A 23,330-nucleotide genomic window follows, 5' to 3' on the forward strand; every position below is an offset into this window, starting at 1 on the left:
GACTTAATACTCAAAACGCTCCAACGAATTCTGCAAATCCTGGGCCAACTGCGCCAAGGATTCGCTGGCCGAAGCAATCTCCTGCGCCGAAGCGGACTGCTCTTCCGAAGCCGCCGACACGCTGGTCATCTCACCGGAAATCACTTTGCCATTGTCGGCAATGCTCTTGGTCTTTTCGTCAATATTATTGGCTTCCGCAGCCACGACCCGCAGTTCATCGAGCATGACTTTCGCCCGTTCGGCTACGCCATTGGTCGCTTCTTCAATCTGGGCAAAGGTATCGCGCAGATCCGAAACAGCCCGTGAACCGGCCTGTACGGCTTCGCTGCCGGATTTCATCGAAGAAACGGCCGCCGCCGTATCCTTCTGGATGCCGCTAATCAGGGAAGTGATTTTCTGGGCAGCGTTCTGGGATTCTTCCGCCAGCTTGCGCACTTCTTCAGCCACCACTGCAAAGCCGCGGCCATGTTCGCCTGCCCGGGCTGCTTCAATGGCTGCATTGAGCGCCAACAGATTCGTCTGCTCGGCAATGGCCGAAATCGTATCGACAATCTGGCCGATTTCCTGCGAACTTTGTCCGAGCTTATCCACCGTCACCGCAGAACCATTGACAATCTTCTCGACGCTGATAATCTGTTCCACCGCTGCGTTGACATTGCGTCCGCCCTCCGTGGCCCTGCTATTGGCATGGCTGGCATAGCTGACCACATCATCTGCCGTCTTGTTCAGGGTCTCCAGAGAATTATTCTGCTCATTGATAGCCTCGCCGGCCTCACTGACAAAATTGCCCTGTTCCGTCACGGCATGGGAGGCCTGTCCCACCGATTGCGCCACCGAACCTGCCGCCTGCGCTGCCTGATGGGCGCTGGCCGTGAGTTCTTCGGACGAAGCCGCCAGCTGCTGGGCGCTTTCATTAGTGGTCTGCATGAGTTCACCGATAGTCTTGCGCATCTGGAAGAAGGCATCTGCCACAATGCCGAACTCATCCCCGCGCTGTACCGGATTGGCTGTAATGCGGAAGTCGCCGTCCTTCATTTTCCGGCAGCCCGCAATCATCATCTCAATCGGCGCCATAACCCCCTTCATCACAATATAGCTGACCACCACCAAAACCACCAGCACAATCACACATTCCAGCAGCATATCGCGGATAGCGGCGGCTGTATCGGCATCATTCTGCTTGTCCAGTGTTTCTGCCCGCTGATGTTCTACATCATTGAGCTCATCCAGCGTCTTGGTCAGGCGCAACATAACCGGCACGGACTTAGTCTGCGTATGCTGGAAAGCTTCGGCATTCTTGAGCTCTAACGTATACTGAACAACCACGGCATTCTCTTTCTTCAAACTTTCCCAATCCGTCTGAATTGCCTTGGTCATTTCAATGATCTTGGGGTTGTCCTCCTTGATGGCCGCATAATCGGCTACAGCCTTATCAGCATTCTTGACCGCTTCGTCATAGGTTCCCTTTGTTTTCTTCAGGAAATCCATCTCATCCGAGGTCATCATTTCTACCGCCAGCGCATGGGCACGGCGAATCTGGAAACGGGCCTCCTGGGCACGCTCCATACCAGTCAATGATGTGGCATACATAAAAGTCATATCACGCTGTGCCTTGCTCAGCGCACTATAGGCCGACCAGCCAATCAACAGCATACCGATGATTCCTACGGCCACCATCAATCCCAATTTTACTGGCACCTTCAGATTATCCATCCATTGCATAAGACAGCACTTCCCTTCTTGATTTCGGCAGCATTATCCCTTTTTCCGCTGCCTTCTCCCACATATCAATCTGCTTTTCAAAATAAAGCAGGCGGCTGACTTTTCAACCGCCCGCCCTGCATTCACTTTATCCACCTATTGACTTATCAAAGTCTCTGAAAATCACACCTTGAACTCGCCCACAGCCGTTTGCAGGCCATGCGCCAGCTGGGCCAGCGCCTCACTTGCCGAAGCGATTTCTTCGGCGGCTGCGGACTGCTGCTCGGCGGCTGCCGATACGCTTTCCATGTCGGCTGCCACCCGGCGGCTGTTCTCGGAAATCTTGCTGGAGCGATTGCGGACATTTTCCGTATCGTCCGATACCACTTTCAAATCACCGCTCATGCCATGAGCCTTATCTGCTACAGCATCCGAAGCTTCAAGGATCTTATCAAAAGCCACTTTGAGCTGACTGACGGATTCCGTGCCTTCCTTGACGGCCGCATTGCCCTTCTGCATGGAGTTGACCGCATCCGTGGTATCGTTCTGAATGGCACCGATCAGATCCGTGATGCGCTTGGCCGCATTCTGGGACTCTTCAGCCAACTTCCTGACCTCGTCCGCTACAACGGCAAAGCCGCGGCCATGTTCGCCGGCACGGGCTGCTTCGATGGCGGCATTGAGCGCCAGCAGGTTCGTCTGGTCGGCGATACCGGAGATGGTCTCCACGATCTGGCCAATTTCCTGGGAGCGTTGCCCCAGCTTATCCACCGTAGCAGTAGAACTGTTGACGATCGACTCGACACTGACAATCTTATCCACAGCACTGCCAATGGCACTGCTGCCATCCTGTGCCTGTTTATGGGATTCCGTGACATTGGCCGTGACTTCACCAGCGGTCTGATTGAGGTTGCTGATGGAGTTCATGGTGTTATCGATGGACTCCATGGCCTCCTCCACATCCTTCTGCTGTTCGATGACAGCACCGGCAGAGCTCGTCACACGCTGGGCCACCTGCTCAGAAGCCAGTGCCGACTGATGTGCCGTGGCCGTAAGCTCCTGCGAAGACGCCGCCAGCTGTTCGGTGGAGGTGATGACCTTCTTGATCAGATTGTTGACCGTGATGCGCATATCGCGGACCGCAGCTTCCATGCGGCCGAATTCGTCGCCGCGCTCCACGGTACCGATCTTGCCGCCCGTGCGGAAATCGCCCCGGGACAGCTTCTCGCAGACCAGGATAACCAGCTGCAGCGGTCCTGTGATCTGCTTGGTCACAAAGGCAATAGCCAGCGTCAGCACCACGATGATGACGGCACAGGTAACCACCATGCGGAAAACCGCACTGTTCATATCTTCTTCGCCCTTATCCAGTCCTTTTTTGGCATCTTCGAGGCTTCTGCCCTGGACAGCTTCCAGGTCACCAGACATGGCCACGGCCAGCGGCATGACCTTTTCCTGATAGAACATCATTGGGGCTAATTCATCTTCGCTTTCATAGGCATTCATCTGCAAAAGCTGAGCGGCATTAGCCTTGTAAGCATCAAAGTCCTTGCGCACCTTGGCCGCCATCTCTGCCCTTTTCGGATGTTTGGCATGCAGCGCTTCATACTTCTGCATGAAATCTTCCGCTTCGGCAATGGCCGCATTGAATTTCGTGACCCGCTCCTGACGGTATTCCGGCTTATTGGTATACGGCTGGAGACTGGCCTGAATCTGCGAATAACGGGTGTTGTAGCGTACCTGAGCACAATAGTAGATGCTCATGGTATCTTCATTGTAAAGCTCTTCCATATCCGCTCGGGCTGCCCTGATTGAAGTATAACCAACCCAGCCCACAATCAGCGTGGCAATGAAAGCCAGCACGCCGATACATGCCAGTTTTTGGGCAACACTGATGTTTCTGATGAATCCCATGATCTTCTCTCCTTCCAACTTTATTATGCATCCCTGCCGATATGATTCGATTCGCGGAACAGGACTTGTTTATACGCTGAATCTGGACACGGCTTCCTGCATCTTCCCAGCCATATTGGCCAAGGCCTGTGAAGCGGCGGCGATTTCTTCATTGGAAGCGGACTGTTCTTCCGTTGCCGAAGAAATGGTCTGCATGCTGTCCGCAGTTTTCTGCGTTATGCTGTCGATAGCCTCCACTGCCGTCACAATCTGTTCAGCACCTGTAGAAACCTGAGAAACAGCATTGCTGATTTCCCCAATCTGGGTATTTATATCGTCCACCTTGCTCATGATATCTTCAAATTGTTCCCCTACATTCCGGATAGCCTTGGTTCCCAGGGTAACTTCCTGCGTGCCGCTCTGCATGGAATCCACCGCCCGGGCAGTCTCATTCTGGATGGAGGCAATGCGCTCCTTGATCTGCTCTGCCGATTCCTGGGATTCAGCCGCCAATTTACGGACTTCCTCTGCTACTACCGCAAACCCCCGGCCCTGTTCACCGGCACGGGCTGCCTCGATGGCGGCATTGAGGGACAGCAGGTTGGTCTGCTGGGCAATGGAGGAAATCGCCTCCACGATCTGCCCAATCTGCTGGGAACTCTCCCCTAAGGTCTTCACGACTTCCGAAGACGAAAGCACGCTCTGCTCGATGGCTCCCATCTTGCTGATGGCCTCTTCCATCAGCCCGGCGCCCTTCTTTGCCGCTTCCGCCGTCTGTTGGGAAGCCGTGGTGATATGCCGGGCTTTGGTTGCCACATTGGCAATATCATTATAGACACCGCCCACGCTGCTCTTGGCATGTTCGATATCGCCCAACTGCTGAGCCACATTGCCGCTGACTTCGCCCACAGTTTCCGCCACATGCACAGCTGCCTCTGCCGACTGCTGGGTATTGGCAGTAAGTTCTTCCGAAGATGCTGCCACCTGTTCCGAGGTCGTAGCCATCTGGCGGATCAGGTTGCTCAGGTTCTCACTCATGGTATTGAAAGCCTGCGTAAGAGAGCCGATCTCATCCCGGGACGTAACAGGCAGTTTCTCCTGACGCAGATTCCCCTTGGCCATCTCTCGGGCATTACCTTCCAATGCCACAATCGGATTGGTGATGTCCGCAGCCACTTTGAAACATACGCCCAGCACCAGGATCAGACCGACTACCGTCAGGATACCATATCCGATCTTCAAAGTCGTCACAGAGGAGAATACATAATCATAAGGCACACTCATAGCGAAAATCCAGCCAGTGCTGGGAACAATCGTATAACTGCAGATCATCTTGCCATCACGGGGACTATCAAAGACGAATACGCCCTTGCCCTTTTGCTGCATTTCATCGAAATGACTGCCTACACCAGGCAGATCCTGAAATTTGGAACCAATCTGTTCATCTGTTCCAATCCCCAAGACCACTCCACTCTTATCGGCTACAGCAGCCATACCTGCTTCACCATGGTATTTCAGCTTATCCACCTGCGTATCCACCACAGCCATGTCAATATCCGTACAGATGGCACCATAGAATTGACCATCCTTCTTGAACGGTGCCACTGCTGACACGACCATCTTGCCCGTATTCTTGTCCACATAAGGATCCGTGAAGCTCATCTTGCCAGCCTTCTTGGCATCATTATACCAGGGGCGCGTACGGGGGTCTAAAGTTCCTGTGCTCTTGTTTTGCGTACGATAAGAAGCGAAATAACCATCTTCCATGCCGACATTCAGATCCAGGATTTCCCCATCCGAAGCACCAATAGCCAGAGAGGTAATGCTTTTGAGCCGGTTTTCATCACCATTGAACTCCGTCATCAGATCAGCTGCGTACTGCGCAGATGCCCCCTTAGCCTGCAGCCAGCCGTCCATCTGGGATGCTGCATCACCCATAGTTGCAGTAAGCTCCTGCTCCACGGCCTGTTCCAGATTCTTATCCGCCGTGTAAAAACCGATAATGGATACCACTGCCATCAGCAAACCAACAATACCGGCCAGAACGGAAAACTTCTGCCTGATCCCCATACCTACCATCCTCTCTTTAGTATTTTACATTTCCTTAAATCCATAAATCTCCGTGTGTTGTTACTTCTACACCAAAGAGGCAAATCCTTTTAAAGACTAAAAATTTTCTAAAAACTAACGGGTACATCGGGTACGGAAAACAGCGAAAAAGATGCTGAAAAGCCTGCATCTGAGCGCGCATCTTTTCAGCATCTCCTTATATTGCCTTATTTTCTTTTAAAGTTTGAATCTCTGCATCCCAGCCTGCAGGTCGCTGGCCAGCTGGGCCAGGCTTCTGGCCGCATCAGAAATCTCATGCATGGAAGCACTCTGCTCCTGTCCGGCAGCTGATACCGACTGGGCTTCGTCCGAATTCTTGCCGCTGGTCTTCGCGATATTGACACTAGCCTGCAGCATCTTTTCATTTTCCTGGGCCATGGTATCGATGCCCTTGGCAATCCGCTGGATCTGTCTGGTCAGGTCATCAATGACGTTGACGATTTCCTGGAAGACGATATCCGCAGACTGAACGGTATCAATCCCCGCCTGCACGCTCTGGGCGCCACTGGCACTGGCCTCTACCGCCAGTTTCATATCCTGCAGGTTTCCCTTGACCAGATCAGCAATCTGCTGAGAAGACTGGTTGGAACTTTCAGCCAGCTTGCGCACTTCATCGGCCACTACCGCAAACCCACGGCCAGCCTCGCCAGCTCTGGCAGCTTCAATCGCCGCATTCAATGCCAGCAGGTTCGTCTGCTCGGCAATGCTCGTAATCATCTGGACAATGTCCGAAATCTGCTTGGAGCTGTCGTTCAATTTCTCAATGGATACCTGGATGCTGTCCGTGCTGGCCGTGATATTATTCATCTGGGCTACTGCCTCCTGTATGGAGCGGCGTCCGCCATTGATTTTTTCCTTGGCCGCCACGGCATTCTGCAGCACGATATTGGTATCCTTCACGATATTCTGGGCATGCTGCGTAACATCTTCGGCGGTAGCCTGGATATTGCCCGCCTCGACGGCCTGCTCACTGGCCCCCTCGGCTATGCTGACCACGCTATCGGCTACCATATGGGCAGCCTGGGCCGACTGTTCGGCGCTGGCGGTCAGTTCTTCACTGGCAGCGGCCACCTGATCCGACATACTGTTGACATCCCCAATAACCTTGCGCAGGTTTTCAATCATATTATTAAGCGAATCCCCGAGCGCCCCCATTTCATCACGAGCCGCAATGTTCGAACGGCCCCGCAGGTCGCCATCGGCAATCTTGCCGGCTTCCGTCATCAGATGTTCAATCGGATTGCCCACCCGGCGGTTGAATACACCAATCAGGACCACACAGAGCACCAGCATAACGACAATAGCCATGACAATGCTGGTGTATCTGGCCTTATTGATGGGGCCGGCATAATCGGCCACAGGCGCCACGAGAACAATCTTCAGATTGTCAATGTATAATGGCGCAATCATGATATAGCTGTCCTCACCTAAGGCAGAGGTTTCCATGAAGGTAAGCTCCTGCGCGTTGATGGCCTTCTGCCCAATAGCGGCCACTTCGGCATTGCTGTCTTCCGTTATCTTGGCCTTCATGTTCTTATTGTCATCGCGACTGGCCAGGTAATAACCATCATGGGTGACGAGGAACGCATAGCCCGTATCTCCCACCTGGATATTCTTGACATAATCTTCGAGCTCATCGATATTCATGGTGATGGTGATGACGCCATCGATATGCCCATTCTGCAAGAAAGCCCTGGCACTGGTCATCATATTGCGTCCGGAAATTTCTTCATGATAGGGGCCGATGACGATATTCTTGCCCGGCGAAGCCATGGCCTCTGTGTAATATTTTTCCTTCTGATAATCATAGCCCTTGCTGGTATCGCTGTAATCCATCGTGAGCTTGACCGTGCCGCCGTCACGAATCAGATAAGGACCAAAATAAGCCTGTCCCTCCTGATAGGCATTGGGTGCAAACCAATAACCGCTGCCCACTACCAGATTGTCCGATTCGATATAGCCCTTGGCCATACCGTACAGGATATCCAGATCATAGACTTTCAGCTGGGTGGCCGTCAGCTCCAGGCCGGCGGTTTTCTGCTCCACCTGCATCAGACGCTGGTCCAGCTTATTCGTGATGGCTGTCGCCTGCTGTCCTAAGCTGTTCTTGACCTGATTTTCCATGCCGTCCTGAAACTGAGCAACATTGATGAAGGTCTGAATGGTGAGCAATACGCCTGTGATGATGATGATACAGGCAATGAACAATGTTTTTATACTGCCGTCAGGTTTTCTCATATGATGCCCTCCTTTACAACGTTGTTGAGGCAGATACAATTTCTACCTATCATTTCGTGCTCAACTGATATTATTCCTGCCTGAATATAAAAAAAAAGCCTGCGGCAAAATCACATCTGCCACAGGCTTCTTTTATATTCAGTTACCGGATTCAATCAGTCCGTAATTGCCATCGGTGCGTTTGTAAACCACCTGCACATCTTCCGTCTCTGCATTGCGGAAGACGAAGAAGTTATGGTTCAGCAGATTCATCTGCATGATAGCTTCCTGCACATCCATGGGCTTGACCACGAATTTCTTGGTCTTGACTACCTGATATTCCTCATCATCGGCAGGGCCTTCCACCGCAGGAGTCTTCAGTGCCTCAGCCTTGAAACCGCCACCGCGGAAACGACGGGCCAGTTTCGTCTTCTGTTTGTGGATCTGGCGCTCCAGTTTTTCCACTACCAGGTCGATTGACGTGTACATATCCATCGTGGCTTCTTCGCCGCGAAGTAAGATACCGCCCTGCACGGGAACCGTAACTTCTACAATATGGCGTCCCTTTGACACAGTAAGCAGAACTGAAATATCACCCACATTCTCAAAGTACTTGGTGACTTTGCCTACACGTTTCTCCACATACTCGCGCAGGGAAGGAGTGATCTCGATGTTCTTGCCTCTTACATTGAATGTTGCCATAGGACACATCCCCTTTCTTATGCGGCCACAGACTTATTTTGCTGTGGCAATGATAGCAACTTTGGGTTGTTTATACTCCTAATATTCGCCGCTCGCTGCCAAAATCCTTCTTTTTTTTATAAAAAAAAGCCTCCCCTACTGGGGAGGCTGTATGCACGATAATAAAAATTATGCCGTTTTCACTACGTTGGAAGCCTGCGGGCCGCGGGCACCTTCCACGATTTCGAATTCAACTTCCTGACCTTCGTTCAGGGTCTTGAAACCTTCGTCATTGATTGCGGAAAAATGTACGAATACATCGTCCCCATCCTCGCGGGCAATGAAGCCATAACCTTTTTCAGCGCTGAACCATTTAACTTTACCGACCATTGAGATTCCTCCTGTTGCATAAAACCTGCCGCCTAATCTTTCCGGCGACCCAATAACAATTATAATTGTTACTTATTGAATTGTCAATGTTTTCTTATACATATATACAAATGTACACAATCTTTTCGCTGTTACAATACCTTGGAGAGGAAACTTTTGGTTCTTTCCTGCTGCGGATGTTCGAAGAGTTCTGCGGGCGTGCCCTGCTCTAAGATGCCGCCGCCGTCAATGAAGAGCACCCGGTCGGCAACTTCCCGGGCAAAGCCCATCTCATGGGTGACGATGGCCATGGTCATCCCCTCTTTTGCGAGGCTGCGCATAACGTCGAGAACTTCGCCGACCATTTCCGGGTCCAAAGCCGAAGTCGGCTCGTCAAAAAGCATGACCTTCGGTTCCATGGCCAATGCCCGGGCGATGGCCACGCGCTGCTGCTGGCCACCGGACAACTGGCTGGGATAGTTGCCGGCCTTATCGGCCAGGCCAACCCGTGCCAGAAGTTCTTCGGCCTTCTTCCTAGCCTCTTCCTTGCTGACCTTCTTGACCTTCAGCGGGGCCAGCATGATGTTTTCAAGCGCTGTCATATGCGGAAACAGGTTGAAGCGCTGGAACACCATGCCCACTTCTTCGCGTACCTTGTTGATATTGGCTTCGCCATCCAGCGGAGTGCCAGCCACCGTGACCTTGCCGTCGGTGGGTTCTTCGAGATAATTCATGCAGCGCAGCAGCGTACTCTTGCCGGAACCGGAAGGACCAATAAGCGCCACGACTTCTTTCGGTTTGATATGAAGATTGACACCTTTGAGGACTTCCACCTTACCAAAGGCCTTATGTAAATTTTCAATGACGATCATCTTTTGCAAACCTCCACTCCAAGAATGCCACAAAGCGGGAAATGGTCAATGTCATGACGAGATAGATAATGGCCACGCAGGTCCAGATTTCCACCGAGGCATAGGTCTTGGCGATAATCAGCTGACCACGGCGGGTGAGTTCCTCAAAACCGATAACCGATACCAAGGAGGAATCTTTGAGCAGGGCGATAAACTCATTGCCCAGCTGGGGGATAACCCGCTTGAATGCCTGAGGCACCACGATATAGCGCATGGTCTGTACCCAGGTCATGCCCAGAGAGCGGCCGGCTTCCATCTGCCCCTTATCGATGGACTGGATGCCGGAACGGAAGATCTCGGCCACATAAGCGCCGGAGTTCAGACCGCAGGCACTGATGGCCGCCACGTAGGGATCGCTGCGCTGACCGGTCATCAACGGCAGAGCAAAATAAACGAGGAAAATCTGGATCAACAGCGGCGTCCCACGGAAAAAATCCACATACACCGCGGCAATCCAACGAAAAATCTTTATCCTGCCAATGCGGGCAATGCCCATAAAGAGACCGATAATGATACCCACGGCCACGGACAGTGCCGTGATCTTGATGGTAATGCCCGCTCCCAACAGGAGCAGTGGGAATGACTGTACAACCAAGTCAAAATTAAAATCCATGTTCTTCACCCTGCTTATATTTATTCATCAAACATGTATAATTATAGAATAACACATTAAAAGTGTCAACCTGTAAATTGCAGTTTATGAATACGAGCCAAAACTCTTTTGTTACAGCTCAGTGAGGCGGCGGTGGGAATACTTTTTCGCCGCTTCACTAAATGACCCGCCAGCAGAAGTACGCATCTTCCAGTAACCTGCGCCGGGCAAGACCGGCGGCGCGTCCATCAATGAGGCATCCAGCAAATGCTGTTTGCGGGCCAGCCTTCACTTCGTTCAGGCAGTCGTTCCGCCGGCGGAAAAGCATCCCCACCGCCACCCAGAGTTACGTTTGTCAATGCTGCTATGTTCCGGCTGGAGGATACAAGCACATCGATGTTCTTGTTACGGGAGAACGGGGTTCGTGCCGATTGCCAGAATCGTGGCTGGGGGCGAACGGGGGAGTGCTTTTTCTGTGGGAGCGACTGTCTGAGCGCAGCGAAGACCGGCCCGAGGTAGGCAGTTACCAGAAAGCACGCTGAAAGACGCGCCGCCGGTCTTGCCCGGCGCCATCTGGCTAAATAGCTCTAAAATTGCCGAGAGGGTCGTTTTAGCGGAAACAGAAAAAGTACTCCCCCGTGAACCCCTGACTACGTATGAACGGATACCTTCAGCACGAACCTGCCAATAAACTGTAATTATAAAAGCCCGCTGAAACCTCCTTCAGCGGACTTTTGCTTTCAGGGGTTATCACAGTCCCTGATCATTTCTATTTATTTCTTTTCGCCAAACCATTTTGCAAAGATCTTGTCGTATTCGCCGTTTTCCTTAAGCTTCTTGAGGGCGGCGTTGATTTCCTTCTGCAGCTCTGCATTGTCCTTGTTGATGGCAATGCCGTAATCCTCAGCCGTCAGCTTCTCTTCCAGCGTCTTCACGCCCTGAGCAGCATTCTTGGTGATGAAATAGTCGTTGACCGGGCGGTCATTGACCACAGCGTCTACACCCTTAGCCTTGAGTTCCATGAAGCAGTCAGCCGGCGTATTGAGTTCCTTGACTTCTACACCTTCCAGCTTCTTGACTTCAGCAGCACTGGTGGTACCGATCTGCACGGCAACCTTCTTGCCCTTGAGGTCAGAGAACTTCTTGATGGCCTGTTCGTCTTCACGGACAACCATGGTCAGACCGGACTGATAGTACGGATCAGAGAACAGCACGTTAGCTTTGCGCTCATCATTGATGGTCATACCGGAGATGACCACATCCACGCTCTTACCCTGCAATGCCGGGATCAGACCGTCAAAGCCCAGGTTCTGGATTTCCACATCACGCCCCATTTCCTTGCCGATGGCGCGGATCAGGTCCATATCAAAGCCCTGATATTCCTTCTGCCCTTCATCCTGGAATTCAAAGGGCGGGAAGTCGATGGAGGAACCAACCTTCAGGACTTTCGCCTGCTTGTCACCGGCAGGAGCTGCACCATTGTCGCTGCCACAGCCAGCCATGGCAAACACAGCGAAAGCACCGGCTGCCAGGAGGGATAAAACTTTTTTCATCTTCATAGAATAACCCCACTCTCAAATAGATTTTACAACGATACAAAAATGGAGTCTGAGCGTTTCGCTCAAACTCCACTCGTCACGCACAATGTAAGTATATCACACTACAGAAAAACTGCAAGTGCTAAAGTTTACATTGCTTCGCCTCTTTTTTTGTTAAAGCAGTCACGGCAGTAAACCGGACGATCGTTCTTCGGTTCAAACGGAACTTCCGTTTCCTTGCCGCATTCAGCGCAAGTCACCTTGAACATCTGGCGGGCTTCACCGCCATCACGGCTGCGGCGGCGCTTGTCGCGGCAGTCACGGCAACGTGCCGGTTCGTTCTCAAACCCCTTCTCAGCGTAGAATTCCTGCTCACCAGCAGTGAACGTGAATTCCTTCCCACACTCTTTGCATACCAAAGTCTTGTCTTCAAAAGCCATACGATAATCCCCTTACCTAAAAAGAAAAATAATATTTAGATGTCCCTGTATCCCTGAGTCCCCTAGTTTACCATTAGATTACGCCAAGAAAAAGAACGTCCATGTCTATTAGTATATATTGTTTTATACAAAAAAGCAAGTGTTTTTTATATTGTGCAAAAATTTCGCCATATCGTACAATATCCAGATTCCAATTCAGCCATGTACCCTTTCACATCCATAATAGGGGATTTGAGCATATTCGCCCTGAGTCCCGAATGATACGCGCCGATGAGTTCCGGACTGTTGCCCAGCTGCACGGCCCGGCGCACATAGTTGATGTCATTCTCCACCACCAATTCCTTGACACCGGCATTCACGAGGATGGAAGCGCCAAAACGGGAACCATGACGGCGGCCCCGGATGCTGACCACGGGCACGCCCATGAAAAGCGCCTCGCAGGTGGTCAGTCCTCCATTATAAGGCATGGTGTCCAGGGCAATGTCAATATCCCGATACTGTTCCATATAGTCAGGGCTATAAGGACGCATCTCCACTTTTGACAAGTCAAAGCTCAGCCGTTTGAGCCGGTCACGCAGGATGGCCCGCCCTGACTCAATGCTGCAGATTTTCCCCTTGAGCACCAGTTTGGAACTACGCACCTGATCGAGGATTCCCCGCCAGAGCAGCAGGGTTTCATCGGTGACTTTCGCCAGATTATTGAAGGAACCAAAGGTCACATAGCCGTTCTTGAGGCAGGGTGCCTCCGTGCCGGCGGCAGGAATCTCCCGCACTGCCCCGGGCACATAGCAGAGATGAGAATGAGGCAGACGCAGGATCTTTTCCGTAAAGCCTTGAGACGCCTGTTCCCCCGTCGGCAGACATACCTCATCGGACAGGAAGTAGTCAATGGTGGACAGGCCCGTGGTATTCATATAGCCGATGCCGGCCACCTGTACCGGCGCCGGCCGCAATGCCATAATGGGCATCGCATTGTTCTGGCTATGACCGGAAAGATCCACCAATATGTCAATCTGATCTTCCGCAATAAGCCGAGCCGCAGTCCGTGGATTCCTGCCCCGCAAATCCCGCCAGGTCACCGGTGAAGCCATCAACCGCTTGGTCACAGCATCTCTTTGTCCTGTGGAATAGGCATAGACCGAAAAACGGCTGCCATCAAAATTTTTCAGCAGCGGCGCCACAAAATTAGCTACAGCATGTTGACGGAAGTCCGGCGAAATATAACCAATCCTGAGTTTTTTCTCCGGTAACTTCTTTACCTGTTCATGCAGATATGGCGTAACATTCAGCATGGGCTCATATTTAGCAGCCAGATCACGCCCCTCCAATGAGCCAAGCTCCCGATAATTGCGCATAAACAGGAACTTGCTGTAGGCTGAGGCCTTTTCCTCATCGTCAGCAGCATGATTGCTGTAGGACAACAACATTTCTGCCGCCTTGTCCGGCTGCGCCGCCAGATAATAGCCGTCCGCCAACCAGCCCCTGGCCTTCTGGATCAGGTAAAGGACTATCCTATAATAAGGTTCATCAGGAGTCAGCGCCCAAAGTTTGCGCTCCAGTTCATGGATCAGCTGCGAAAGTTTCGGGATTTCCTCATCGAGGCGAAACTCTGCCGCCGCCAGGCCTGCCTCCACGAGACGCCCCCGCAGATGACAGGGCTTCTTGCGCAGGATTTCATCCAGCAGGGCACGGGCTTCCTCATAATCCCCGGTATACAGGGCAGCTTCCGCCATAACTGCTGCCCCGTCCATACTCTCTGCATCTATGTCCCAAAGTTCCCGCGCACATGCCCGCATCCCCTTCAGGTCGCCATCATTGGCAAACTTGTCGGCCAGATTCAGCCAATTTAACGTATCATGCTCCATAAACAGACTAACTCCCAAATGATTTATTATTCCCCAATATCTTACGCACGCAAAAGCTTCATCAGGACCTCTCTTGCGGCCGTATAATGATTCAACCGGGAAGCCAGCCACTGCGCTGTTTCCCGAATCAACTGCGGCACTGTCTTGTTCTCCTCATTGTTCAACAAAACAATCCGCAATAAGAACTGCCATATTTCCCATTGTACCACAAAATACATGCCATTATAAGCAAAAGTACCCAAAACCGCACAGGGATATAATTCCTTGAACCACTCATTGACCAGATAATTTTCCAGCATATAGCTGTAATCCTGCCATAGTTCCTGCGATTCCAGACTGGCCGCACTGCCGGCAATAGCCAGAGCTTGCGCCCGTTGCAGATAATCTGCCGTCTGCCCGGTATTATCCTCGATACCCGTTACGAACTCCCGGAAGAACTGATATTTTTTCGCCCAGTCCCATTCCTGCCAGATGATTCCGTCCATATCCCGTCCCCAAGGCAGCTCCTCATCGGCTTTTGTGAGCACCCGCAGGAGTTCCTGCAGGCGCTCGGACAAAGTATGCTGCCGATCCTGCAGGATTTCGATGCCCTTGATCTGCCAGTCGAAGAACTTCAGCTGCGCCAGCACATCCGCATCCCCTGAGGGCAGGAAGTAATCCTGCCGGTCCGAACGCAATTGCCGCTGCACCAAGGTCAGCGGTTCCGGCGAATCCATGATCAATCCTGCGGCCACAGGACAGGTCACGCATAGAGCCCGCTCCACCATATGATGCGGAAAGAGCCGCGTCTTGCGGGGATATTCCGCGCAGACATCCGTGAGCATTCCGGCCCCATATTTCTTCTGCAGGCCGCAGAGCCCGTCTTCCCGCAGGAAAACACAGTGATCGTCCTCATGGAGGAAACCAAAGCCTTCGGCCTCCTCCAGATAGATCAGGCCCGCCCGCAGCCGTTCGCCTTCTTCCCCTGGCAGCGAGCGATAGCGAAAGAGGGCTTCTTCATCCAAGATCTGCTGCCAGCCATAGCAGCAGAGCGAGCCGCACTTGCTGCCATCGCAGAAAAACTTCTCCAGGTACGAAGGTTCAATACAAGTGAATTCAGCCTGCGCTCCCATATCACACCTCCGGATTCAGCTCCCGCCCATACTCCCGGATAAAGGCCTTCTGATACCCTTTATACTCATAAGCCAGCGGCTTTTCCTTGGGACAGTGGATGCACCAGAAGTCCTTCTCCTGATTGGGCACCACCACCTTATAGCCGGCCCGCTGCATTTCCTTGCAGATGGAAGTATCGTAAAGATGCCAGCCCGTGAAGATATCCTCCCGCCACCTGATATCATATTGGGTGGCGATAAAGAGTCCGTCCACCGCCTCCACCTCCTGATATGCGCCCTCCGGCTCCCGGCAGTGGGAATCCACCACGCTTTCCGGTTCACAGGCATGAAGCACCCGGCCATAGGTGCGCAGACCATCCCACCAGACGCCACTATAAGGCAGGCTGCGGCAGCCGATAACGCCTACGGCACCAATCGATTTATCCGCAAAAATATCCAGCAGATCCTGCACGATATCTTTATTGACCACCAAAGTATCCTGATGAAGATAGACCTTGTATTTGGCCTCTGTTGCCGCCATACCCTGATTGTAGCCGGCGCACATGGAGGCCGCGCCCCTTACGGGAATCAGCTCCGCCGTCATGCCTGCCGGAAGCCGCAGGCTTTCCAGATACAAGCGGCATTCGCTGTACCAGTCCTCACTATTGGTACAGGTGATAAAGGCAATTTTAGACTCATCCATTCCCATCTTCCCTCTCCTGCCATTCCTGCCATAATTCCTGCAACATCGCATCTTCCTCTGCCGAAGTGACATTATGCAGGGCGGCCTGCAGCATCTGCCCGATTTCCGCCCGCCTCTCCGGCGAATGCGCCAGCAAATGCCGGTAAAAATCCTGCGGATGGAACACCGCCTGCTTGATGAACGCTGCCGTATAGTCGGCAAAGAGCCCTGTCTCCTGATAGAACTGCCATAGTGCGCGGCAGTTCTTTGCCGTTTCCACGCCATACTCGATGCGATGCAGATACAGCGAAAGCCGCCGCCGCGCATCCTTGGTATACATGGACTTCAGCAGGGCCATTTCCGGCATGGAACGGTCCGCCCGCACCAGATAGAACTCCGTATTGAGGTCATCCCCTTCATTATCAAAGCCTGCCGCCAACAGCTTCTGCAAAGTCTTTTCATCAGCCGCCCGCTTCTGGCTTTCCATAAAGACCATCTTGTAATAAGAAGCGTATAACAGCCGCTCGAATTCCTGCCGGGCAAACAGCCGGGCCACCACATTATAGTAATGCCCGGCCAACAAATCTTCCAGCTGGCTCCAATGGCGGATATTGCGGAAACTCGTCAGGAAACTGCCCGTTTCTTTCAGGAAGCGGGAAAATCCCGCCGCAATATCCTGCGGATGACCGGCCTGCTCCAAGGTCAGGTCCGAGATGATATAGTCAAAAAACTCCCGCGGATAAGGCAGCGGCGCATCCAGATAGTTGAGTTCCGTAAAGGCAACATCCAGCCCCTGATAGTCCAGCATCGCATCTTTATCCGCCGTCACCGCATAAAGGCTGGCCTGCGGAAACATCTGCCGCAGCTCCGGCAGATAGACCAGGCTTTCTACCACGAGAATCTTCAGGGGCAGCTGCCCCGGTTGTAAGAATTGCAACAATTCAGGTTTGATTTTTTCCGGCACGCCAAGACCTCCCTTTCCCGTTTGTTTTTATATTCTACCCATAACGCCTTCTCTCCTGCAAAAGAAAAAAGGGCAACGCCCTGTCAGGATGATGATCCAAAGCAGGGGTTACCCTTGTATTATTTCATTTACCAGATAAACAGGCCGGCGATACCTGCGGACAGCAGGGATACCAGGATACCGGACAGCAGCATATAAGCTACGTTACGGGAGATGAGTTCATTCTTGTCCTCATCCACCATGCCCTTGAAGCAGCCGATGATCATACCCAGCGTAGCGAAGTTGGCAAAGGACGTGACGAATACCGTCAGCACGCCCTGCATATGACGGCTGAAGGTGGTCAGCGTATCCTGCACGCTCAGCATGACCACGAATTCGTTGGTCACGAGCTTCGTGCCCATGAACTGTGCCAGCTGGAAGGCTTCGCCGCTCTCGAGCCCCATGAGCCAGGCGAACGGGAACATGATGCAGCCCAGGATGTTTTCCAGCGTAATGGCCGGATGGATCAGCACGAGCAGCATATCGATGAGTTTGGCCAGCGCCACGAAAGCGATAACGTTGGCGCAGATGATCAGTACCAGACGGCCGGCACCCAGGATGGAGTTGCCCAGGAAGGAGAAGAAGGGCTCTTTTTCCGTGCCGCCCTCGCCTACCGTTGCGACGGTATCTTCGGATTCCGCAATCTTCACCGGATGCAGGATGTTCGTGACAATCAGGGCATTGATGACGTTCAAAGGAATTGCCGTCAGGATGAATTCACCGGGCATCATCTTGATGTAGATACCCACCATGGCTGCCGTGATGCAGCTCATGGACATCATGGCCAGCGTCAGGCAGCGATCAGCCTTCATGCGCTTGAGCTGCAGGCTGGAAACAGCTAATGCCTCCGTATTGCCCAGGAACATCATTTCGATAGCAAAGAAGGATTCGAACTTCGGTGCTCTGGTCAGGAAGGCCAGCAGCTTACCCACCCATCTGATCACGAAGGGCAGTACCCCGATATAAGTCAGGATATCGAACATCGGCACCACCAGCAGGATGGGCAGCAGGGCCGAAGTGAAGAAGTTCATCTGCGGTACATGCACCCAGTCCGGGAAAGCGAAGGCAATACCTTCATAGGCCACGCTGACCAGCCAGTTGAAACCGGCAGCCGCCGCGACGATAATCTCACGGCCAATGGAAAACGAGGTCAGGAACCAGGCCAGGAACACATTGAGGGCCAGCAGGGCACCTACGCAGCGCCACTGGATGGCTTTACGCTTCTTCGAGAGCAGGACACCAATGGCCACAAAGACCAGGATGCCGATAAGGTTGACAAAAAAATACATGATTTCATTCCCCTTTTAGAGAGTACAACGCCTGTATGGCGTCTGATAATTTGTGTTATAGGACACTTGACCTATTTTCGCACAAATCCCCCATCATTGTCAATATATCAAAATTCCGTGAAGGCATAGGGCATCAATTCTTCGAGCCTGACGACCTGCACATCGCCCTTCATATTGGCCATGATGATCTTCGGAATCTTGAACTCCACCATCACCTGCCGGCAGGCACCGCACGGAGAGCAGGGTTCCGGGGTATCGGCAATCAGGGCAATGGCCTCAAACTCCCGCTCCCCTTCCGAAACTGCCTTGAAGATAGCCGTACGCTCAGCACAATTGGTCATGGGGAAGCTGGAATTTTCCACATTGCAGCCCCCATACACATTGCCCTTCTTCGTAAGCACCGCCGCGCCTACCTTGAACTTGGAATAGGGACTGTAGGAAAACTCGCGGTATTTCTTCGCCGCCGCGATCAGTTCTTTATCTTCCACCGTAAAAACACTCCTTCAATACATAATTGTTTGACAACTTCGTGGAACGATTTGACTGGTCAGTTTGACCAGCCAAATCATTCAACCGTAAAACCTTAGTACTTCTCTACTTTATCTTTTTCCACGCGGGCATAGACCAACGGTTTCTTTGCCGGAGCCGTGCTGCCAATGACGACGGATTTGCGATACAGAGCTTCAGCACTCTGCAGGGCTGCTTCCTTGGAAGTGTACAGCGTTACCAGTACATCGCCCTTCTTGACTTCGTCGCCGTATTTCTTGTGCAGCATCAGGCCGGCGGAGAAGTCGATATCACTTTCCTTGGTCTCACGGCCAGCGCCCAGGATTACAGACATCTCGCCGATGGCTTCGGCATTCATCTTCGTGATGAAGCCATCGCTCTCAGCCTTGATTTCTGCCTTATACGGAGCCTGGGCGAATTTCGTGTAATCGCGCAGCACGCTGTCGTCGCCGCCCTGTTCCTTGACCATGGTGCAGAAGGTCTCAAAAGCAGAACCATCCTCGATGGATTTTTCAGCCATCTTGCGGCATTCATCCGGTTCACCTTTGCCCACGAGATAGAGCATATTGGCGGCCAGCTGCAGGGAAACTTCCGTGAGGTCAGCGGGACCATGGCCTTTGAGGACATCCATGGATTCGATGACTTCGAGGCTGTTGCCAATGCCGAGGCCCAGCGGCGTATCCATATCGGTAATCAGGGCAACCGTGCGGCGGCCGGCACCTTCGCCGATAGCCACCATGGTCTGCGCCAGCTTGATGGAATCATCCAGCGTCTTCATGAAGGCGCCGCTGCCCGTCTTGACATCGAGCAGAATGCAGTCGCTGCCTGCTGCCAGTTTCTTGCTCATGATGGAAGAAGCAATCAGGGGAATGGAGTCAACGGTAGCTGTCACATCCCGCAGGGCATAGAGCTTCTTGTCTGCCGGGGCCAGGTTGCCGGACTGACCAATCAGGCTGATGCCGCATTTGTTCACCGTATCGAAGAATTCCTTGCGGTCAAGAGCGGTCTTATAGCCCGGAATGGACTCCAGCTTATCCACCGTGCCGCCGGTATGGCCGAGGCCGCGGCCACTCATCTTGGCCACCTTGCCACCGCAGGCAGCTACGATCGGGCCGACGATCAGCGTGGTCTTGTCGCCTACGCCGCCCGTGGAATGTTTGTCAACCTTCTTGCCGGCGATAGCGGACAGGTCGATCATATCGCCGGATTTTGCCATGCACATGGTCAGGCAGGTGATTTCATGGTCATTCATGCCATTGAACCAGATAGCCATGAGCATCGTGGACATCTGATAGTCGGGAATCTCACCTTTGACGTAGCCGTCAATCATGAACTGGATCTCTTCATCCGTCAGCACTTCACCATGTTTTTTCTTGGTAATCAGGTCATACATTCTCATAATGGAATTCCTCTTTTCATTTTATAGTATAGTCAAAGGTCAATCCTTGATGAAACGCGGGAGCAGGCTCTCGCCCTTGGTCTTCAGATCACAGCCGAACATGTCGGAAATCGTAGCACCAATCATGGCAAAGGTCGGATAGGTGCCAAGGTTCACGCCAGCCTTGACCTGCTTGCCATAAATCAGCAAAGGGATGTATTCGCGGGTATGATCCGTGCCCGGTGCGCCGGGATCGCATCCATGGTCCGCCGTGATCATGAGCACATCATCATCGCGCATCTTGGCCATAAACTCGCCAAGCTGTTTATCGAAAACCGTAGCAGCGTTAGCATAACCGTCAATATCGCGACGATGGCCATACGCCATATCAAAGTCAACGAGGTTTACGAAGCACAGGCCTTCAAAGTCCTCGTCCATGAGCTTCAGCGTCTTTTCCATGCCATCCACATTGTCCTTGTTAATGCCCAGGGAACGGCTCACACTGCGGCCGGCGAAGATATCGGAAATCTTGCCCACACCGATGGTTTCGAGCCCCTTGCGGTGCAGGGCATCCAGCATGGTATCGCCCGTGGGATCGAGAGAGAAATCGTGGCGGCGGGACGTGCGGGTGTAGTTCGGATACTCGCCTACATACGGACGGGCAATCACGCGGCCTACGCCATGCTCCCCCTGCAGGATCTCGCGGGCCGTCTTGCAGTAGCCGTAGAGTTCGTCCACAGGCACATCCGCTTCATTTGCCGCAATCTGGAACACGCTGTCGGCAGAGGTATAGACAATCAGGCCGCCGGTCTTTTCCTGTTCCTGACCATAGTCATGGATGACTGCCGTACCGGAATAGGGCTTGTTGCAGAGAATCTTCTTGCCAAAGGCTTTTTCGAGCTTCTCGATGAGGTCAGCCGGGAAGCCATTCGGATAGGTCGGCATGGGACGCTCGGATACGATGCCGGCGATTTCCCAATGCCCAGTCGTGGTGTCCTTGCCCCGGGAAAGTTCCCGCAGGCGGGCAAAGGAACCCAGTGGCGCTTCCACCGGCTCGCCGCAGTCTACGCCATCGATATTGAAGAGGCCCAGCTTCTTCATATTCGGCGTGTCGTATTTATCCGAAGCCACGATGGATTTCAGGGTGTTGCATGCCCCATCGCCGAATTCTGCAGCATCCGGTTCCTGGCCGATGCCGTAGCTATCCAAAACAATAACAAACGCTCTTTTGAACTTACCCATTATTTGTCCACCTCGTCTTTCAGCACCTTGACTGCCGCGCTGGCCCCCAGACGGGTGCACCCCGCTGCGATGAAGGCTTCCATTTCCTCGCGAGTATGGATGCCGCCAGCGGCCTTCATCTGCACGCCCTCACCGATGTTTTCCTTGAAAAGTTTAATGTCTTCGAGAGTTGCGCCCTTGGAGCCAAAGCCCGTGGAAGTCTTGATGAAGTCTGCACCGGCTGCCGTCACGCAGTGGCAGGCGGCAATCTTCTCGGCTTCCGTCAGGAAGCAGGTCTCGATGATGACCTTCAGGACACGGTCGCCGCAGAGATTCTTCAGCGCCTTGATCTCATCGGTCACGAACTGCGTTTCGCCGTCTTTCAAAGCGCCGATATTGATGACCATATCGATTTCCTGTGCACCATCGGCCAGCGCCTGCGCCGTTTCCGCAATCTTGGCGGCGGTGTTGCAGTTGCCGTTGGGGAAGCCGACCACGCAGGCCACCTTGAGCTTATCGCCGTACTTGGCGACAATCTTCGGCACATAGCAGGAAGGCACCATCACCGTAGCCGTCTTGTAGGCCACTGCCTCCTCGCAGACAGCCTCGATATCCGCCCAGGTGGCGGTCTGTTTCAATAATGTATGGTCAACTTTGGCCAAGATCTCTTTTGCGTCCATTGTACATCCTCCTATGTAAATGTCAGTAACTATCTTGATTGGGGGGGAAGCAGCAATCCTGCTTCCCTCTTGTTGCTCTTATTGTATCGCTTTTCATCGTACAATAAAAGGACACATGTCTAAATGTGTCCCGATTGATAATAATTGGATAATATTTTTTATTCTCCACGGCGGCCATGATAAAGGCACCAGGGTTCCTCGGCCATATAGTCGCCGCCATGGTAGTAAGCTGCCCTGGCCCGGCAGCCGCCGCAGATGCCCTTGTAGTTGCATGAACCGCAACCGCCGCTGTATTCGAGCGTGCGCAGCTTCTTGAGCACTTCGCTGTCCCGCCAGATCTCATCAAAAGGCGTTTCGCGCACATTGCCCAGCTCCATATTGAGATAGGCGCAGGGCTGCACCTTGCCCCGCGGGCTGATGATGCAATAGGAAAGCCCTGCCAGACAGCCGCGATGGAAGCGCGTCTTGACGCCTAATTGGTCGGCAATGCGCAGGAACTGCGGCGCGCAGGTCGGCTTAAGCTCGATATCCACTTCCTGCTGCTTCTTCATGATGCGCGTGAGCACATCTTCATACTGCTCCGCCCGCAGGGATTCTTCCTCAATCGTAGCCGCTCTGCCTGTCGGCACGAGGAAGAAGAAATGATGGGCCTTGGCGCCGATTTCCACGGCAAAATCCGTCATGGCCTCAAGTTCATGCTGGTTCCAGTCCATCACCGTCGTATGGATCTGGAAGGGCAGGCCCACTTCCCGGCAGTTCTTCATGCCCTGCACGGCCCCTTCCCAGCCCCCCGGAAAGGAACGGAATTTGTCGTGTTTATCCTTGTCCAGGGAATCCAGCGAGATGCCCATGCCCTTGGCCCCGGCCTCTTTGAGGGCTTTGGCCATTTCCAGTGTAATTAGCGTGCCATTGGTGCCAAACACCGGGAACAGCCCCAGCTCAGCGGCATATTTTACCAGCTCCACGATATCGGGACGCGTCAACGGCTCCCCGCCGGAGAAAATCATGATCTTGAAGCCGGCCTTGGCAATCTCGCGCAGGAGCTTCTTGGCTTCTTCCGTGGATAGCTCATCCTCGGCCTTGCAGCCCGCATCACGGTAGCAATGGGCGCAGTACATATTGCAGTTATTGGTGGTATTCCAGGATACGATTTTCACTTTGCG

At 53.0% G+C, this 23,330-nt stretch carries 20 protein-coding genes; all 20 read right to left on the reverse strand.

Going from position 1 to position 23,330, the window contains the following annotated elements; genetic code table 11:
• Nucleotides 1–3: 3 nt before the first annotated feature.
• On the reverse strand, nt 4–1,722 hold the full coding sequence (locus SELR_RS11305) for a methyl-accepting chemotaxis protein (protein ID WP_014425359.1): 1,719 nt from the start codon (nt 1,720–1,722) through the stop codon (nt 4–6).
• A gap of 162 nt (nt 1,723–1,884) precedes the next feature.
• Nucleotides 1,885–3,615 (reverse strand): methyl-accepting chemotaxis protein, encoded by a 1,731-nt coding sequence (locus SELR_RS11310; protein ID WP_014425360.1) that lies wholly within the window; start codon nt 3,613–3,615, stop codon nt 1,885–1,887.
• Nucleotides 3,616–3,684: 69 nt separating this feature from the next.
• Nucleotides 3,685–5,664 carry a methyl-accepting chemotaxis protein gene (locus SELR_RS11315; RefSeq protein WP_014425361.1) on the reverse strand — a complete coding sequence of 660 codons (1,980 nt, stop codon included), beginning with the start codon at nt 5,662–5,664 and terminating at the stop codon, nt 3,685–3,687.
• Between the two features lie 216 nt (nt 5,665–5,880).
• Nucleotides 5,881–7,941, reverse strand: a complete 2,061-nt coding sequence (locus SELR_RS11320) for a methyl-accepting chemotaxis protein (RefSeq protein WP_014425362.1) — start codon at nt 7,939–7,941, stop codon at nt 5,881–5,883.
• Between the two features lie 138 nt (nt 7,942–8,079).
• Nucleotides 8,080–8,622 (reverse strand): ribosome hibernation-promoting factor, HPF/YfiA family, encoded by a 543-nt coding sequence (hpf, locus tag SELR_RS11325; RefSeq protein WP_014425363.1) that lies wholly within the window; start codon nt 8,620–8,622, stop codon nt 8,080–8,082.
• A 168-nt stretch (nt 8,623–8,790) separates the two neighbouring features.
• Nucleotides 8,791–8,991: a cold shock domain-containing protein gene (locus tag SELR_RS11330; RefSeq protein WP_014425364.1), complete on the reverse strand. Its 201-nt coding sequence runs from the start codon at nt 8,989–8,991 to the stop codon at nt 8,791–8,793.
• 131 nt (nt 8,992–9,122) lie between these two features.
• Nucleotides 9,123–9,842 carry an amino acid ABC transporter ATP-binding protein gene (locus SELR_RS11335; RefSeq protein WP_014425365.1) on the reverse strand — a complete coding sequence of 240 codons (720 nt, stop codon included), beginning with the start codon at nt 9,840–9,842 and terminating at the stop codon, nt 9,123–9,125.
• Nucleotides 9,829–10,494, reverse strand: a complete 666-nt coding sequence (locus SELR_RS11340; RefSeq protein ID WP_014425366.1) for an amino acid ABC transporter permease — start codon at nt 10,492–10,494, stop codon at nt 9,829–9,831. Before SELR_RS11340 ends, SELR_RS11335 begins: the two co-directional genes overlap by 14 nt.
• A gap of 752 nt (nt 10,495–11,246) precedes the next feature.
• The gene (locus SELR_RS11345) at nt 11,247–12,032 is read right to left on the reverse strand and encodes a basic amino acid ABC transporter substrate-binding protein (RefSeq protein ID WP_014425368.1); all 786 of its coding nucleotides are present in this window, start codon (nt 12,030–12,032) and stop codon (nt 11,247–11,249) included.
• Between the two features lie 128 nt (nt 12,033–12,160).
• Nucleotides 12,161–12,451, reverse strand: coding sequence for a zinc-ribbon domain containing protein (locus SELR_RS11350; RefSeq protein ID WP_014425369.1), 291 nt, complete (start codon nt 12,449–12,451; stop codon nt 12,161–12,163).
• 146 nt (nt 12,452–12,597) lie between these two features.
• On the reverse strand, nt 12,598–14,316 hold the full coding sequence (locus tag SELR_RS11355) for an O-linked N-acetylglucosamine transferase, SPINDLY family protein (RefSeq protein WP_014425370.1): 1,719 nt from the start codon (nt 14,314–14,316) through the stop codon (nt 12,598–12,600).
• A gap of 41 nt (nt 14,317–14,357) precedes the next feature.
• Nucleotides 14,358–15,428 (reverse strand): flagellin lysine-N-methylase, encoded by a 1,071-nt coding sequence (fliB, locus tag SELR_RS11360; protein WP_014425371.1) that lies wholly within the window; start codon nt 15,426–15,428, stop codon nt 14,358–14,360.
• 1 nt (nt 15,429) lies between these two features.
• Nucleotides 15,430–16,116, reverse strand: a complete 687-nt coding sequence (locus SELR_RS11365) for a glycosyltransferase family protein (protein WP_014425372.1) — start codon at nt 16,114–16,116, stop codon at nt 15,430–15,432.
• The gene (locus SELR_RS11370) at nt 16,103–17,053 is read right to left on the reverse strand and encodes a class I SAM-dependent methyltransferase (protein WP_014425373.1); all 951 of its coding nucleotides are present in this window, start codon (nt 17,051–17,053) and stop codon (nt 16,103–16,105) included. Before SELR_RS11370 ends, SELR_RS11365 begins: the two co-directional genes overlap by 14 nt.
• 128 nt (nt 17,054–17,181) lie before the next feature.
• A complete protein-coding gene (locus tag SELR_RS11375) occupies nt 17,182–18,381 on the reverse strand; it encodes a NupC/NupG family nucleoside CNT transporter (RefSeq protein ID WP_014425374.1) in 1,200 nt (399 codons plus the stop codon).
• 107 nt (nt 18,382–18,488) lie between these two features.
• On the reverse strand, nt 18,489–18,869 hold the full coding sequence (locus SELR_RS11380) for a cytidine deaminase (RefSeq protein ID WP_014425375.1): 381 nt from the start codon (nt 18,867–18,869) through the stop codon (nt 18,489–18,491).
• 95 nt (nt 18,870–18,964) lie between these two features.
• Entirely contained in the window at nt 18,965–20,287 is a 1,323-nt protein-coding gene (locus SELR_RS11385; RefSeq protein ID WP_014425376.1) for a pyrimidine-nucleoside phosphorylase, read from the reverse strand.
• A 39-nt stretch (nt 20,288–20,326) separates the two neighbouring features.
• Nucleotides 20,327–21,508 carry a phosphopentomutase gene (locus tag SELR_RS11390; RefSeq protein WP_014425377.1) on the reverse strand — a complete coding sequence of 394 codons (1,182 nt, stop codon included), beginning with the start codon at nt 21,506–21,508 and terminating at the stop codon, nt 20,327–20,329.
• Nucleotides 21,508–22,167 carry a deoxyribose-phosphate aldolase gene (gene deoC / locus SELR_RS11395; protein WP_014425378.1) on the reverse strand — a complete coding sequence of 220 codons (660 nt, stop codon included), beginning with the start codon at nt 22,165–22,167 and terminating at the stop codon, nt 21,508–21,510. Before deoC ends, SELR_RS11390 begins: the two co-directional genes overlap by 1 nt.
• Nucleotides 22,168–22,325: 158 nt before the next feature.
• Entirely contained in the window at nt 22,326–23,324 is a 999-nt protein-coding gene (gene nirJ2 / locus SELR_RS11400; RefSeq protein ID WP_014425379.1) for a putative heme d1 biosynthesis radical SAM protein NirJ2, read from the reverse strand.
• Nucleotides 23,325–23,330: the final 6 nt, after the last annotated feature.

The organism is Selenomonas ruminantium subsp. lactilytica TAM6421, from assembly GCF_000284095.1.
Lineage (GTDB): Bacteria > Bacillota > Negativicutes > Selenomonadales > Selenomonadaceae > Selenomonas_A > Selenomonas_A lactilytica.